We start from the raw sequence: 13633 nt of genomic DNA on the forward strand, positions 1-13633 counted from the left end.
TGGTCGGATTGGTACTAGCGGCACAGCAACAAGGGAGCACCGGTTGACCCAGGATTCGTCCAGCGCACAGTCCCGGACCGTCAGTGTCGACGACACCGGCGTGCGGCGGCGCCTCGCGGACGGCAGCGAAGAAGCTGTCACGTGGGCCGGCCTGTCGTCGGTGATGGTCCGCGTGATCCCCGACGGCCCGTGGAACGAAGACGTGTTCTTCATGCTGGTCGGCACGGACGGCAAGGGCACCGCGGTCCCCAGCGGCGACCCGGCGGCCGACGCCCTGATCGAGCGCCTGCAAGCCCTGCCCGGCTTCGACAACGAGAAGTTCATCGAGGCCATGACGACCGACGCCGACCAGGCGTACGTCGTCTGGGAATCCACCCAGAACTGACGGGACGCCCCGCGTAACAGATCCACCAGCACTGGTGGCCACGATCACCGGTGCGGGGACGGCTTCAGCCGGCGTGACGGTGCTGTGCTCCGGCAGTTCGTACTCCACGTGCATCTCCGGCGGCTACACAGCCGTCAACGACGCGCCCACCCCCACCTACCAGCTGGGCAACGCCTGGCCTTGGCCTCGAACGGGCACTTGGCCTACGTGGAGTCCTGGGACGACACGAACCTGGTCGTCTCCGAAGACAACTACTCCACGGGACCGTTCCGCTGGCGGATCATCACCGCCGGCGACGCGCAGTGGCCCAGCACTTCATCCACTTCAAGGACCTGGCCTCCGCCGGGCAGAACCGGATCGCCATCGTCACCCCGTGCGGTGCCGTCTACGCCAAGGACGACATCGGCCTCGGCAGCTGGATCGACCGGGGGGCGCAGGTCCTCAGCCTCGCCGGCTGACGATCAGGCCGGGAAGCTTTCCGTCACCGGGATGCCCTTCTTGAGCGTCCGGCTCACCGTGCACAGCCGCTCGATCGCGCGGTCCACGGCGCCCGCCAGCGCCTCGCGCTGATCCGCCGCCAATGTCGACACGTCGACGTCGAAAGCGACGTGCACGGCGTCAAGCTCCGAAGCCCCTTCGCGCCGGTCCGCCGTGACGGTGACGCGGAACTTCGAGTCGTCGCCGACGCGCCGGGTGATCAGCTCTTCGGCGGTCACCGCGCTGCAGCCCGCGGCCGCGATCTGCAGCAGTTCGGCGGGCGAGAACGCCCCTTCGGCGCCCGCCCGGCCGAGCCGGACCTCCGCGCCCCGGTCGTTGCGCCCCACGAACGCGTGCTGCCCGTCCCGCTGAACTTCGAGTCCCATGCCCGCTCCAACCTGCTCAGGGAGCCGCTTGTTCCGGCGCCCACTGGGCGAGAACCGTGATCGTGCCCGGGTCGACCTCGGTGAACCCGGCGTCCCGCACGGCGATGACGCGGTCCCGCCGCCACGCGCCCTCCGGGTCGTCCCCGGGGTGCAGTTCCTTCCACTGCACGGGGCTCGCGGTGCGCACGGCGGTCCGGTAGCCCCGCTCGGCCCAGCCGGCCAGCGCGGCGTCGTCCAGCAGCGCGGCGAGGATCATCGTCGCGTGGCCGACCTGCGCCGACGCCTTGCCGACGGTCATCGGCACGTGCGGGTTGAGCAGCAGCAACGGCACGCCGTCCGGGATCGGGCCCGGCTCGTCGGGCGGCAGTTCGCTGCCCGAGATCTGCAGGCGCGCGACTTCCTTGGGCGTCTCGGTGACGAGGCCCGGGACGAGCGCCCGCGCTTCGGCGCCGTCGACCTCGACGGTGATGCCCGGCAGGTCCTGCACGGCCGCCCAGTGCGCGCCGCGGGCCCGCCGTGCGACCTTCCGGATCCGGTTGTCGAGCCACGCGTGCATCGGCTCGGCCCACTCGCCACCCGGCCGGGCGCGCTCGTCGAGGCAGACGGCCAGCGCGGCCGCCGCCGCGGCCTCCAGCAGCGGCGTGCGGTCCGGCGGCTCGGCCCGTTCGATGCGCAGGATGACCGGCATCGCGCGGACTTCCTCGGGGAGCTCGTCGGAGGTGTCCGACGTGTCTTCGGCCGGAAGCCCCAGCCAGAAGGCGTAGCGGGCGCCCAGGGGGTCGAGAACGCTGCTCACGGACGCATCAGCTCAAGTCCGTCGGCGGCGTCAGCCGCTTCGACCTCGCCGCGGGTCAGCCCGAGCACGAACAGCACGGCGTCGAGGTAGGGGTGCGACAGCGCGGTGTCGGCCACCTCGCGCAGCGCGGGCTTGGCGTTGAACGCGACGCCCATGCCCGCGGCCGAAAGCATGTCGATGTCGTTGGCGCCGTCTCCCACCGCGACGCACTGCTCCAGCGGGATGTCGTACTCACCGGCGACGCGGCGAAGCACCTTCGCCTTGCCTGCCCGGTCGACGACGTCGCCGATGACCTTCCCGGTGAGCTTGCCGTCCACGATCTCGAGCTCGTTCGCCGCCGCGAAGTCGAGGCCGAGCTCCGCCACCAGACCACCGATGACCTGCGTGAACCCACCGGACACCACGCCGGTCTTGAACCCCATCCGCTTGAGCGTGCGGATCGTCGTGCGGGCACCAGGCGTCAGCTCGATGGACGCGGCGACCTCGTCGATCGCGCCGGCGGGGAGGCCTTCCAGCAGCGCGACCCGGCGTTCCAGCGACTCCGTGAAGTTCAGCTCGCCGCGCATGGCCGCCTCGGTGATCTCGCGGATCTCCGGCTCGACCCCGGCGTGCGCGCCGAGCATCTCGATGACCTCGCCCTGGATGAGCGTCGAGTCGACGTCGAAGACGACCAGCCGCTTCGCCCGGCGCGTGATCCCGGCCCGCTCCACGGCGATGTCGACCCCCGCCTCGACGGCGGCGTCGGCGAGCTCGGAGCGCAGCGCGGTGTCGGCTTCGGGGGTGTCCCGGTCGACCGAGACGTACAGCTCCAGCCCGGTCACGGGGTAGTCGGCGACGCTGCGGATCGCGTCGATGTTGGCGCCGAGCGACGCCAGCCGGCGCGCGACTTCGGAGAAGCCCCGCGCGGTGACCGGACGGCCGAGCACCACCAGCACGTGGGTGGAGTCGCGGCGGCCCAGCGCGAACGGGTCGTCCCCGATCGCCGACCCGATCTTGACGTCGACCTGCATGCCGACGGACGCCATCGCCTGCTCCACGTACTCCTGCAGGCCCTCCGGGTCGCGGTACACGCCGGCGAGCACGCCGAGCACGAGCTGCCCGCGGATCACGACCTGCTCGACGTCGAGGACGTCGACGTCGTGCCGGGTCAGCACGGCGAACAGCACGGACGAGACGCCCGGCTTGTCGGGGCCGGTCGTCGTGATCAGGACGGGGGTCTGGGTCACTGGGCATCCCTCGTTCGGCAACGCTGCACGGCCAGTCTGCCGGTCCGGGGTCGGACATAAGTAGAGCGCGTGCCCGGCTTCACAAAAGCCGGGCACGCGCTCACTCGATCAGGTACTTACTTGTCGTCCCGCTCGCTCGCGTTGTCGTTCGAGTGGTCCCCCGGGATCACGGCTTCGGTCAGCAGCTGCGACGGCGCCGCGTGGCTGTTGACCTTCTGCTTGCCGAAGAACCCGATCTCGCCCTCCTGGTGGAGGCGCTCGATCATGTGCGGGTAGTGCAGCTCGAACGCCGGCCGCTCGGAGCGGATCCGGGGCAGCTCGGTGAAGTTGTGCCGCGGCGGCGGGCAGGAGGTCGCCCACTCGAGCGAGTTGCCGTAGCCCCACGGGTCGTCCACCGTGACGATCTCGCCGTACCGGTAGCTCTTGAAGACGTTCCAGATGAACGGCAGCGTCGAGGCACCGAGGATGTACGCGCCGATCGTGGAGATCGTGTTCAGCGTCGTGAAGCCGTCACTGGTCAGGTAGTCCGCGTACCGGCGCGGCATGCCCTCCGCGCCCAGCCAGTGCTGGACGAGGAACGTGCCGTGGAAGCCGATGAACGTGGTCCAGAAGTGCCACTTGCCGAGCTTCTCGTCCATCATCCGGCCGGTGATCTTCGGGAACCAGAAGTAGATGCCGGCGAAGGTGGCGAACACGATCGTGCCGTAGAGCACGTAGTGGAAGTGCGCGACGACGAAGTAGCTGTCCGACACGTGGAAGTCGATCGCCGGCGCGGCCAGCAGGATGCCGGTCAGGCCGCCGAAGAGGAACGTGACGATGAAGCCCATCGAGAAGATCATCGGCGTCTCGAAGGACAGCTGGCCCTTCCACATCGTGCCGATCCAGTTGAAGAACTTGATGCCGGTCGGGACGGCGATCAGGAACGTCATGAAGGAGAAGAACGGCAGCAGCACGGCGCCGGTGGCGTACATGTGGTGCGCCCACACCGCGACCGACAGCGCCGCGATGGCCAGCGTCGCCCAGACCAGGCTCTTGTAGCCGAACAGCGGCTTGCGGCTGAACACCGGGAAGATCTCCGACACGATCCCGAAGAACGGTAGCGCGACGATGTAGACCTCGGGATGGCCGAAGAACCAGAACAGGTGCTGCCAGAGGATCACGCCGCCGTTTTCGGGGTCGAACACGTGCGCCCCGAGGTGCCGGTCCGCCAGCAGGCCCATCAGGGCCGCGGTCAGGATCGGGAAGGCGAGCAGGATCAGGATCGACGTCACCAGGATGTTCCAGGTGAAGATCGGCATCCGGTACATCGTCATGCCGGGCGCGCGCAGGCAGACCACGGTGGTGACCATGTTGACCGCGCCGAGGATGGTGCCGAGACCGGAGACCACCAGGCCGGAGATCCACAGGTCCGCGCCGACGCCCGGCGAGTGGATCGCGTCCGACAGCGGGGTGTAGGCGAACCAGCCGAAGTCGGCGGCGCCACCCGGGGTCAGGAAGCCCGACAGCACGATCAGGCCGCCGAAGAGGTACAGCCAGTACGAGAACGCGTTGAGCCGCGGGAACGCGACGTCCGGCGAGCCGATCTGCAGCGGGAGCACGAAGTTCGCGAAGCCGAAGAGGATCGGGGTCGCGTACAGCAGCAGCATCACCGTGCCGTGCATGGTGAACAGCTGGTTGTACTGCTCCTGCGAGAGGAACTGCTGCCCGGGCCGCGCCAGCTCGGTGCGGATCAGCATCGCCATCGCGCCGCCCGCCATGAAGAAGGCGAACGACGTGACCAGGTACATGATCCCGATCTGCTTGTGGTCCGTCGTGCGGAACAACCGCAGCAGGTACGAACCCTTGACCGACTCGCGCGCGGGGTACGGGCGCGTCGCGATCGGCTTGGGGGCTACGGCCGTCACTCCTGCCTCCAACACTGAAACCTTGTGGTGGTCATCGTCCGGCCACCGGGGCCCGGGAACCCGGTCCGGCGGCTTAGGGGGATCGTAGCCCTCGCTACCGACAGTCGCGCGCACCGGCTGGCAAGATCGGGCCGTGGCCGACGAACACACGCGGAACGCGGTCCGCGCGGCACTGGCCGTGACCTCCGGGCTGGGTCTGCCCGAGCACGCTCCCGAAGTGCTCCACGAGCGGTCGAACGTGCTGGTGAGACTGGGTCCGGTGGTCGCCAGGGTGCCGGCGACCACGGCGCTCGCCCGGCCGGAGCCGGCGGCCTGGCTGGCCCGCGACGTCGCCGTCTCGAGGTTCCTCACGGACCGTGGTGTGCGCGTCGTCTCACCCACCACGGATCCCCCGGCCGGGCCCCATTTCGCGGCCGGGCTGCCGGTCACGCTCTGGCACCACACGCCGCACGATCCGGGCCACCGGTACGCACCGGACACGGTCGCGGGTTCCCTCGCCGAGGTGCACTCCGCGTTGCGCGGGTTCCCCGGCGAGCTGCCCCGCCGCGGGCCCCTCGACGACCTGGAGCGCATCCTCGCGCGCCACGGCGGCGCGATGGACGGCGCGGCACCCCGGCTGGCGGCCGAGGCGGCACGGATCGGGGCCGCGCTGCCGGCTTCCGGCGGCCGCCCGCTGCACGGCGACGCGCACCCCGGCAACCTGATCGCCACGCCCGCCGGCCCGTGCTGGCTCGACTTCGAGGACACCTGGCACGGGCCGCTCGCCTGGGACCTCGCCATCCTGGCCGGGCAGGGCGGCCCCGAGCACCTGGCGGCGTACCCCGGCTCGGTGCCCGAGGACGAGCTCGCCGTGTGCACGCGGCTGCGAGAGCTGTTCGCCGTCGCGTGGCGCTACGTCATCGCGAAGCGGTTCCCGCACCGGCTCCCCGAAGCCCGATCCGCGCTGGCCGCCTACTTCTCGTGAGTCGCGGGGTACCAGGACAGGATCGCCTCGACGACCCCAGCGGGGTCTTCCAGCGGCGTCAGGTGCCCGGCGTCCGGGAGCACCACGAGCGTGGCCCCGTCGACGGCTTCGGCGATCTCGCTCGCGGCCGCGACCGGCGTGATCGGGTCTTCTTCACCCACGATGACCAGCGTCGGCACCTTCGAGTCCCGGAGCAGGTCGAGGGAGCCGGGCCGGGTCCGCAGCGCCAGCGCCGTCCACGAGATGCCGGCGGGCGGCTGGGATTCGACGATCGCGCGGACGGTCTCGACGAGCTCGGGCCGTCCCGTCCGGGTCGATTCCGCCAGCAGGTTCGGCAGGTTGGCCTCGGCCAGCCAGTGCTCGATCCCTTCGCGTTCGACGCGCTCGGCGACGTCCAGCCTGCTCTGCGCGGCCTCAGGCGTGTCGGGCGTGGCCTTCGTGTCGATCAGCACGAGCCCGCCGACCCGCTCCGGTGCCAGCCGCAGCACGGCCATCGCGAGGTAGCCGCCCATCGAGCAGCCGCCGAACACGACGCGGTCCAGCTCCAGCCGGTCGAGCAGGGCGACGACGTCCCGGGCGGCGTCTTCGAGACTCGGCTCGCGATCGGACTCCGGCAGCGGCGAGCGACCGAGCCCGCGCTGGTCCGGTGTGATCACCCGAAAGTGTGAAGCGAGGGGCTCGCGCACCGCGTTCCACATGCGGGAGTCCAGGGGAAAGGCGTGGAGGAGGACCAGCGGCAGTTCGGTCATGCGAGCCATTTTGTCGGACCCCCGCGCTAGCTTCGCCGATGTGTTCACCGACATCGAAACCGACCGGCTGCTGCTGCGTCCGCTCCACGAGGCGGACCGGCAGGCGATGGTCGACATCCACACCGACCCGCGCACCAACCGCTTCCACCCCGACCCGCCCGACGTCCCGCGCGCGTCGGCGATGTTCTCGGACTGGCTGGCGCACTGGGCCGACCACGGCTTCGGCTACCCCGCGGTCCTCGAACGCGGCGGCACCGAGGTGATCGGCATGTGCGGCGTCCGGCTGCGCGAGTTCCACGGCGAGAAGGTGCTGAACCTCGGCTACCGCTTCCGACCGTCGGCGTGGGGGAAGGGGTACGCGGTCGAGGCCGGCCAGGCGGTGCTCGAGTGGTGCGCCCGCGACCTCCCGTCCGTGCCGGTGCTGGCGAGCGTGAGCATCGCGAACAAGCCGTCGCTGCGGGTGGCCGAGCGCCTCGGCTTCACGGAGTACACGGAGGAGATGTACGACGGCGCGATGTCGCGGCACTACCGGCGCTGAGCCGGATGGCTGTTTGACAACTGGAGAGTGAAGGATCACCGGCGCCGGGTCGGCCGCCGCCGGGCCCGCGCGTCCCAGCAGGCCCGGTGCCAGTGCCGCCGGTCGGCGACGGACCCGGTCTCGTCGGCGGGCCAGACCACGACGTGCGGCGTCCCGGGCCGGATCTCGTGGTCGCAGCCCGGACAGCGGTAGAACTTGGTGGCCTGCGCCCCGGGCACGCTCCGCACGAGCCAGTCCCCATCGACCCCGGCCTCGGCCCGAGCCCACCCGGTAGCGGCACCAAGCTCCCGTTCAGGCGACGGCCCACCGTCCGAGCGGCGGCCGGGACGGTTGCGTCGAGGCACGAGCCCCACGGTAATGGCCACCCCGGAAGCCGACCGTCCCTGGTCCGCCTGCTCCGGGGCTGGCGCGTGGGCCGGCGCCAACCGACCCCCTCCGGCCCGCGCTGCCCTGCTCCGGCCCGGCCGACAGTCCGCCTTCAGCCCACCCTGCTCCCCGGCTGATCCACGGACCAGCGCCAACCGGTCGCGGCGGCCCGCATGGCCCCGCACCCGCCCGGTCCACAGTCCGCCTTCAGCCCACCCTGCTCCCCGGCTGATCCACGGCCCAGCGCCAACCGGCCGGCGGCGGCCCGCATGGCCCCGCACCCGCCCGGTCCGCAGTCCGACGCCGGCCGACCGCTCCTAGCTCCCCGGCCGGCCCCGCCCGGCACGAACCGGTCGCCTCCCGCCTACTCGGCCCGGGGCCTGCCCGACTCACGATCCGGCGTCGGCCGACCAGCACCGCCCGGCATCCCAGGCGCCGCTCACCACCTCGGCCCGGTCCCGCCCACCGAGGCCCACCCAGCCCCGCGAGCGAACCAGCCCGGCCGATCCCGCGCACCCGCCCCGCGAGATCTCAAGCCGCCCGCTCCACCACCCCGCCACCCACTCCCAGCCGGCGCACGATCCCCTCTTGGCCGAGCCCCTCCCACCCGAGCCGCCCGAGGGTCCGCCCGGTCCGCCGGAAGTCCTCCCCGCCGAGCACCGACATGATCGTGATCGCGGCGTCCACCACCGGCGTCGCCACCCCGGCGCACCGCGCGAGGGCCTGCAGCGGCACCAGCGTCGACCGGATGTCCTCGGTCAGGAACCGGTGGTCGAGGCTGGTCGGCGCGGCGATCGTCCGGTACGGCTCCACCGTCCGCAGCGCGTCCAGCAGCGTCGTGGCCGGGCAGCCGTAGTACCGGTCGAGCACCTCGGTCATCGGCATCAGCCGCGCGCCGTAAGCCCGCGCCACCAGCGCGAACTCGGCCTCGGTCCGCTCCAGCAACGCGATCGTGCGCGCCGAGACGCCGTCGACGTAGAAGAGCAGCTCCTCCGCGCGGTCGATGGTGCCGAGGTTGGCGAGCGCGATCGGCACGTGCGCGACCGCGCCGAAGTCGTGCAGCCCGCGTTCCACCGGGTTGCGCGCGATCTCCAGCATCGGGAACCACTCGCGCAGCAGCCCGGCCCGCCGGGCGACGGCGGCCGGGGTGCTGCCGGAGATCAGGTTCCAGCCCTTGGCGCCCAGCACGGTCACCCCGGCGGTCCCGGCCGGCCGGGCGGCGAAGAGCGCGTCGGTCTCGACGACGTCGACCTCGGGCGCCCCGGCGGCGGCGAGCGCGTGCGCGAACTCGACGCTCCCGCAGAGCTTGCTGGAGAACAGCACCACGACCTGCCCCGCGCTCAGGTGCGGCGCGAGGCGGGCGGCGACCTCCGGGTAGGCGGTGGTCACGGTGGCGATCAGCACGACGGCGCGCCCGCCCAGCCCGGCGGGGTCGGAAGTCACCTCCCGCAGCGGGAAGCGGCCCTCGAGCGCACCGTGCGCGACGATCTCCCGGCGGCGCGCGATCCCCGCCACGGCAGCGAGATCCCGCGTGTACAGGTGCACGGGCAGCCCCCGCGCGGCGAGGTGGGCGGCCACGGCCCGTCCCTCGCCGCCCGCCCCGACGACCCCGATCCCGTCCAGCACGCTCATTCCGCCCACTCCCGTCAGTCCGGTACGCAGTGGACAGGTCGGCACCGGAAGGCGGAAAGTTCCCGCCGCCGCACGTTCCCGGAAACCGGGCGCCCGTCAGCCCTGGGCGAGTGCGAGCGGCACCAGCTGTTCGGCGGTGGTCAGCGACCCGTGCTGCCCGATCAGCGACGTCTCGACGGCCTCCGCGAGCCCGCGCACCATCCCGAACCGGTCCCGGGCCGCGGCGACGACGTCGCCGATGCGGGGCAGCACCCGGTCGCTGACCGTGTGCCCGAACCAGCCCTCGGCGACGGCTTCCTCCCGCGAGCGCACCCAGGCCCGCTCGCCGAGCACCGCCCGCCAGGCCGCGAGGACGTCCGCGGTCGCACCCGGCTCGGTGTAGACGTGCCGGGCCCGCACCTCGCCCCCGAACGTCCGGACGCCGTCGAGCAGCTCCGGGGCGTCTTCGAGGTCGAGCTTGTCGTCGACGGTCACCATCCCGTGGTCGGCCACGACGGCGAACAGCGCGCCGGCCGGCAAACCCTCCACAATGGACTCGACGAGCCGGTCGACCTGCCGCAGCTGCATCCGCCACGCGGTCGAGCCGGGCCCGTAGACGTGGCCGAGCAGGTCGAGTTCGCTGTGGTAGGCGTAGCAGAACGCGCGCCCGCCGAGCACGTCCACCGTCCGCGCGGCGAGGTCGCCCAGCGCGTGCACCCCGGCGTAACGCGCACCGCTCTGCGTAGCCCTGGTCAACGCGGTGTCGGCGAACTTCGCCGCGGACACCACCGCGGCGTCGATCCCGGCCGCGGCGGCCCGCTCGAACGTCGTCGGCAGCGGCTGCACGTCGCGGGGCGGGAGGGCGCCGCGCAGGTCGCTGCCGTCCTCGTGGCTGCACCAGCGCAACGCGTTGAGCACGCCCACGCCGGGCATTTCGAAGGTGTAGCCGACCATGCCGTGTTCGCCGGACGCGAGCCCGGTGCCGATCGCGGCCACCCCGGCGGCCGTCGTCGACGGGAAGCCCACGCGCAGCGACCCGCGGGCGAGCTCGGTCAGCACCGGGGCGTCCGCGGCGTGCTCGGCGAGCAGTTCCCGGCCGAGCCCGTCGACGAGCAGCACCCCGGCACTGCGCGCGGCCGGCAGGGCGAGGGTGTTCCCGCAGCCGGGCACCCCGAGCGCGGCGAGCAGGGACGGGACGACCTGGCCGAGGTGCGGGACGTCGGCGAGTGAAGGCGGCTGCACGCGCCCAGCTTCCCACCGGCGGCCGCACGCGGCGGTCCGGGCGGCCGATCCCCTCCGCCGCCCGGCTTCCCTTCCCCCGGGCCGTCCGGCGATAATCGCGGCATGCCGACCTACGCCTACCGCTGCCGCGAGTGCACCGAGACGTTCGAGCTCCTGCGCCCGATGAGCGAGTCCGGTGCGCCGGCGCCCTGCCCGGAAGGGCACTCCGACACCGTCAAGCTGCTCACCACCGTCGCCCTCACCGGGGCCGCGAGCGGTCCCGCGGCCCCGGCCGGTGGCGGCGGCTGCTGTGGTGGCGGCTGCTGCGGCTAGAGCGCCTTCAGCGCCTGCTCCAGGTCGGCCCACAGGTCCTCGACGTCCTCGAGGCCGACGGACATCCGGATCAGCTGGTCGGACACCCCGGCGCCGCGGCGGTCGCCCTCGTCGACGATCCGATGGCTGATCGAGCCGGGGTGCTGGATCAGCGTGTCGACGCTGCCGAGGCTGACGGCCGGCGTGATCAGCCGGACCGCCCCGATCAGGGCGTGCGGGTCACCGTCGACCTCGAACGCCACCAGCGGCCCGCCGATCCGCGGGTAGTGGACGGTGGTCACGGCCGGGTGCTCGGCAAGCCGTGAAGCCAGCGTCGCCGCGGTCGCGGACGCGGCGTTGACGCGCAGCGGCAGCGTGGAAAGCCCGCGCAGCAACAGGTATCCGGCGAGCGGGTGCAGCACGCCGCCGGTGGCGAAGCGGATCTGCCGCAGGCGCGCGGCTTCTTCGGCGCCGCACGCGACGACCCCGCCCATCACGTCGCCGTGGCCGCCGAGGAACTTCGTCGCGCTGTGCAGCACCATCCGGGCCCCGTGGCGGCCGGGGCGCTGCAGCACGGGCGTGGCGAAGGTGTTGTCGACGGCCAGCGGCACGTCCCCGCAGGCCGCCGCCAGCTCGGCGAGGTCCACCTCGGCCAGCGTCGGGTTCGCCGGCGTCTCGACGAACACCAGCCCGGTGTCCGGCCGGAGCGCGGCGGCGACGGCGCCGGGCGCGGCCCAGGTGACCTCGGTGCCGAGCAGCCCGGACTCGAGCAGGTGGTCACTGCAGCCGTACAGCGGGCGCACGGCGACGACGTGCCGTTTCCCTTGCGCCACCGCGGAAAGCAGGCAGGCCGAGACGGCGGCCATCCCGCTGGCGAACGCGACGCCGTGGTCGAAGCCTTCGAGTTCGGCGAGCGCCCGCTCGAACCGTTCGACGGTCGGGTTGCCCACCCGGCCGTAGATCGGCGGGCCGTCGAGCTCGCCGCCGGCGGCGAAGTCGTCGATCCGGGCGGCTTCGGCGGCGCTGTCGCGGGACGGGTAGGTCGTGGACAGGTCGAGCGGAGCGGCGTGCACGCCGAGGTCCGTGAGATCGTCACGGCCGGCGTGGACGGCTCGGGTTCGCAGCGCGGAAGTCATGCGAGCATGGTCGAGCTTTCCCCGGATCGGGGGCAACACTCTCGGATATGATTCGCCGATGTCCGATTCCGTCGAACTGAGTCCGGTGGACCTCCGGATTCTGCGGCTGCTGCAGAACGATGCCCGGATCACGAACAAGGACCTGGCGGCCGCGGTCGGCATCGCCCCTTCGACGTGCCTCGACCGCGTGGCCCGGTTGCGCGACACGGGCGTGATCACCGGCCAGCACGCCTCGGTCGACGCGGCCAAGCTGGGGCGTCCGCTGGAGGCCTTCCTGTTCGTCCAGGTCCGGCCGCACCGGCGGCCGCTGGTGGACCCGTTCATCGAGCACCTGCTGTCCCTGCCGGAGGTGCGCGCGGTCTACCACCTGACCGGCCCGGACGACTTCCTCGCGCACGTGGCCACCAATTCGGCGGGTGAGCTGCAACGCCTGGTGCTCGACGAGCTGACCGCGCGGGACGAGGTGGCCCGCGTCCACACGAACCTGGTGTTCCAGCACTGGAGCGGCGGCCCGCTGCTGCCGCCGGGTGCCTGACGTCAGAGGGTGTCGAGCCAGCGGCGCGTCTCGCGCGGGGACGTCAGCCGGACGACCGCGGTGCACGGCGGCTCGGCGGCCCAGGCCCGGATGGTCGCCCGCTTCCTCGCGAACGACGTGAAGTGCCAGCGGATGATCGAGTCCGTGGAGAACATCTGCCGGAACGACTCGACGTTGCCGTTGCAGATCCGCTCGCGGGTCACCGCGCGCCGGGCCGTCCGGCGCACCAGTCGGCCCAGCGAAAGCCAGCGCGGGTAGTCGAGGCCGACGATGAGCTGCGTGCGGGGCAGCACGACGTCCCGCCACCTGGTGTACGCGGCGTCGAGGACCCAGGTCTCCCCCGCGCACACCTCGGCGATCCGGCGGCGCTGCTCGTCGTCCGGGACCGCGACCCAGCCCGGCTGCCAGGTGAGGTCGTCGGCCGAGACGTACGGCAGGCCGGTGCGTTCGGCGATGCGGGCGGCGAGCGTCGACTTGCCCGAGCCGGTCACGCCGTAGACGACGATGCGCTCAGGCGCCGGGGTCACGGGCGGGCTCCTGCGGGCCGCGGTAGGGCAGGGTCTGGCTGTAGACGACGTTCGTGGTCGTGCTGCCGAACTGGGCGAGCTCGTCCATCGTGTGCTCGAGGTGGGCCATCGAGGCGGCGGCGATCTTGAGCGTGTAGCAGTCGTCGCCGGTGGTGCGCAGGCATTCGAGGACCTCGAGGCGTTCGGCGAGCAGCTTGTGCAGTGCCTCGTGCCGGCTGCCGGGGTACTTGAGCCGGACGACGGCGAGCACCGCGTAGCCGACCTTGCCGAGGTCGACCTGCGCGCGGTAGCCGGTGATCACGCCGGTGGCCTCGAGCCGGCGGAGCCGTTCGGTCGTCGCCGACGCGCTGAGGTTCACCCGGCGGCCCAGCTCGGTGAGCGGCAGCCGGGCGTCGCGCTGGAGCTCGACGAGGATGGCCCAGTCCGTCTGGTCGAGACTCTCGGTCATTCGCCGAATGTACCGCGAGATCCACGGCCCGAGCCGGTCAACGCCGTGACTT

At 72.4% G+C, this 13633-nt stretch carries 17 protein-coding genes; 6 read left to right on the forward strand and 11 right to left on the reverse strand.

The window, feature by feature from the left end:
- The first annotated feature begins 43 nt into the window (after nucleotides 1-43).
- Entirely contained in the window at nucleotides 44-385 is a 342-nt protein-coding gene (locus tag AB5J73_RS03505) for a hypothetical protein (RefSeq protein ID WP_370968059.1), read from the forward strand.
- A 302-nt stretch (nucleotides 386-687) separates the two neighbouring features.
- Complete coding sequence (locus tag AB5J73_RS03510) at nucleotides 688-843, forward strand: hypothetical protein (protein WP_370968061.1); 156 nt, start codon at nucleotides 688-690, stop codon at nucleotides 841-843.
- A gap of 3 nt (nucleotides 844-846) precedes the next feature.
- Here the strand turns inward: AB5J73_RS03510 and AB5J73_RS03515 are convergent, their stop codons facing one another.
- The 4 genes from AB5J73_RS03515 to ctaD form a co-directional block, all read right to left on the reverse strand.
- The gene (locus AB5J73_RS03515) at nucleotides 847-1248 is read right to left on the reverse strand and encodes an OsmC family protein (protein WP_370968063.1); all 402 of its coding nucleotides are present in this window, start codon (nucleotides 1246-1248) and stop codon (nucleotides 847-849) included.
- 16 nt (nucleotides 1249-1264) lie between these two features.
- Nucleotides 1265-2044, reverse strand: coding sequence for a peptidyl-tRNA hydrolase (locus AB5J73_RS03520; protein ID WP_370968065.1), 780 nt, complete (start codon nucleotides 2042-2044; stop codon nucleotides 1265-1267).
- The gene (serB, locus tag AB5J73_RS03525) at nucleotides 2041-3270 is read right to left on the reverse strand and encodes a phosphoserine phosphatase SerB (protein ID WP_370968067.1); all 1230 of its coding nucleotides are present in this window, start codon (nucleotides 3268-3270) and stop codon (nucleotides 2041-2043) included. The genes AB5J73_RS03520 and serB overlap by 4 nt, the downstream gene beginning before the upstream one ends.
- Nucleotides 3271-3386: 116 nt before the next feature.
- Nucleotides 3387-5174, reverse strand: coding sequence for a cytochrome c oxidase subunit I (gene ctaD, locus AB5J73_RS03530; RefSeq protein WP_370968069.1), 1788 nt, complete (start codon nucleotides 5172-5174; stop codon nucleotides 3387-3389).
- 133 nt (nucleotides 5175-5307) lie between these two features.
- On the opposite strand from ctaD, the gene AB5J73_RS03535 reads away from it, so the two are divergent.
- Entirely contained in the window at nucleotides 5308-6138 is an 831-nt protein-coding gene (locus AB5J73_RS03535; RefSeq protein WP_370968071.1) for a phosphotransferase, read from the forward strand.
- Here the strand turns inward: AB5J73_RS03535 and AB5J73_RS03540 are convergent.
- Entirely contained in the window at nucleotides 6126-6887 is a 762-nt protein-coding gene (locus tag AB5J73_RS03540; RefSeq protein ID WP_370968073.1) for an alpha/beta fold hydrolase, read from the reverse strand. The genes AB5J73_RS03535 and AB5J73_RS03540 overlap by 13 nt on opposite strands.
- On the opposite strand from AB5J73_RS03540, the gene AB5J73_RS03545 reads away from it, so the two are divergent.
- Nucleotides 6886-7425, forward strand: coding sequence for a GNAT family N-acetyltransferase (locus tag AB5J73_RS03545; RefSeq protein ID WP_370968075.1), 540 nt, complete (start codon nucleotides 6886-6888; stop codon nucleotides 7423-7425). The genes AB5J73_RS03540 and AB5J73_RS03545 overlap by 2 nt on opposite strands.
- A gap of 35 nt (nucleotides 7426-7460) precedes the next feature.
- On the opposite strand, the gene AB5J73_RS03550 is transcribed toward AB5J73_RS03545, so the two are convergent.
- The 3 genes from AB5J73_RS03550 to AB5J73_RS03560 all read right to left on the reverse strand — a co-directional run bounded on the left by AB5J73_RS03550 (nucleotide 7461) and on the right by AB5J73_RS03560 (nucleotide 10644).
- Nucleotides 7461-7769, reverse strand: coding sequence for a hypothetical protein (locus AB5J73_RS03550; protein ID WP_370968077.1), 309 nt, complete (start codon nucleotides 7767-7769; stop codon nucleotides 7461-7463).
- A 553-nt stretch (nucleotides 7770-8322) separates the two neighbouring features.
- Nucleotides 8323-9423: an NAD/NADP octopine/nopaline dehydrogenase family protein gene (locus AB5J73_RS03555; RefSeq protein ID WP_370968079.1), complete on the reverse strand. Its 1101-nt coding sequence runs from the start codon at nucleotides 9421-9423 to the stop codon at nucleotides 8323-8325.
- A gap of 96 nt (nucleotides 9424-9519) precedes the next feature.
- Nucleotides 9520-10644, reverse strand: coding sequence for an alkaline phosphatase family protein (locus tag AB5J73_RS03560; RefSeq protein WP_370968081.1), 1125 nt, complete (start codon nucleotides 10642-10644; stop codon nucleotides 9520-9522).
- Between the two features lie 102 nt (nucleotides 10645-10746).
- Here AB5J73_RS03560 and AB5J73_RS03565 point away from each other — a divergent pair, with 102 nt between their 5' ends.
- On the forward strand, nucleotides 10747-10956 hold the full coding sequence (locus AB5J73_RS03565) for an FmdB family zinc ribbon protein (protein WP_125312985.1): 210 nt from the start codon (nucleotides 10747-10749) through the stop codon (nucleotides 10954-10956).
- Here AB5J73_RS03565 and AB5J73_RS03570 read toward each other — a convergent pair.
- A complete protein-coding gene (locus AB5J73_RS03570; RefSeq protein WP_370968083.1) occupies nucleotides 10953-12071 on the reverse strand; it encodes a PLP-dependent aspartate aminotransferase family protein in 1119 nt (372 codons plus the stop codon). The genes AB5J73_RS03565 and AB5J73_RS03570 overlap by 4 nt on opposite strands.
- Nucleotides 12072-12129: 58 nt before the next feature.
- Between AB5J73_RS03570 and AB5J73_RS03575 the strand changes: the two genes are divergently transcribed.
- Complete coding sequence (locus AB5J73_RS03575; RefSeq protein WP_370968085.1) at nucleotides 12130-12606, forward strand: Lrp/AsnC family transcriptional regulator; 477 nt, start codon at nucleotides 12130-12132, stop codon at nucleotides 12604-12606.
- A gap of 2 nt (nucleotides 12607-12608) precedes the next feature.
- Here AB5J73_RS03575 and AB5J73_RS03580 read toward each other — a convergent pair whose 3' ends face one another.
- The gene (locus AB5J73_RS03580; RefSeq protein ID WP_370968087.1) at nucleotides 12609-13133 is read right to left on the reverse strand and encodes an adenylate kinase; all 525 of its coding nucleotides are present in this window, start codon (nucleotides 13131-13133) and stop codon (nucleotides 12609-12611) included.
- Complete coding sequence (locus AB5J73_RS03585) at nucleotides 13117-13581, reverse strand: Lrp/AsnC family transcriptional regulator (protein WP_370968089.1); 465 nt, start codon at nucleotides 13579-13581, stop codon at nucleotides 13117-13119. The genes AB5J73_RS03580 and AB5J73_RS03585 overlap by 17 nt, the downstream gene beginning before the upstream one ends.
- Between the last annotated feature and the right edge of the window lie 52 nt (nucleotides 13582-13633).

The sequence above is a fragment of the Amycolatopsis sp. cg9 genome (genome assembly GCF_041346945.1).
Lineage (GTDB): Bacteria > Actinomycetota > Actinomycetes > Mycobacteriales > Pseudonocardiaceae > Amycolatopsis.

What these genes read in the sequence shown, in the direction of transcription:
- AB5J73_RS03555 (WP_370968079.1), bottom strand. Translation starts at nt 9,423, where the DNA reads ATGAGCGTGCTGGACGGGATCGGGGTCGTCGGGGCGGGCGGCGAGGGA.
- AB5J73_RS03565 (WP_125312985.1), top strand. Translation starts at nt 10,747, where the DNA reads ATGCCGACCTACGCCTACCGCTGCCGCGAGTGCACCGAGACGTTCGAG.
- AB5J73_RS03545 (WP_370968075.1), top strand. Translation starts at nt 6,886, where the DNA reads ATGCGAGCCATTTTGTCGGACCCCCGCGCTAGCTTCGCCGATGTGTTC.
- AB5J73_RS03515 (WP_370968063.1), bottom strand. Translation starts at nt 1,248, where the DNA reads ATGGGACTCGAAGTTCAGCGGGACGGGCAGCACGCGTTCGTGGGGCGC.
- AB5J73_RS03570 (WP_370968083.1), bottom strand. Translation starts at nt 12,071, where the DNA reads ATGACTTCCGCGCTGCGAACCCGAGCCGTCCACGCCGGCCGTGACGAT.
- AB5J73_RS03540 (WP_370968073.1), bottom strand. Translation starts at nt 6,887, where the DNA reads ATGACCGAACTGCCGCTGGTCCTCCTCCACGCCTTTCCCCTGGACTCC.
- AB5J73_RS03575 (WP_370968085.1), top strand. Translation starts at nt 12,130, where the DNA reads ATGTCCGATTCCGTCGAACTGAGTCCGGTGGACCTCCGGATTCTGCGG.
- AB5J73_RS03585 (WP_370968089.1), bottom strand. Translation starts at nt 13,581, where the DNA reads ATGACCGAGAGTCTCGACCAGACGGACTGGGCCATCCTCGTCGAGCTC.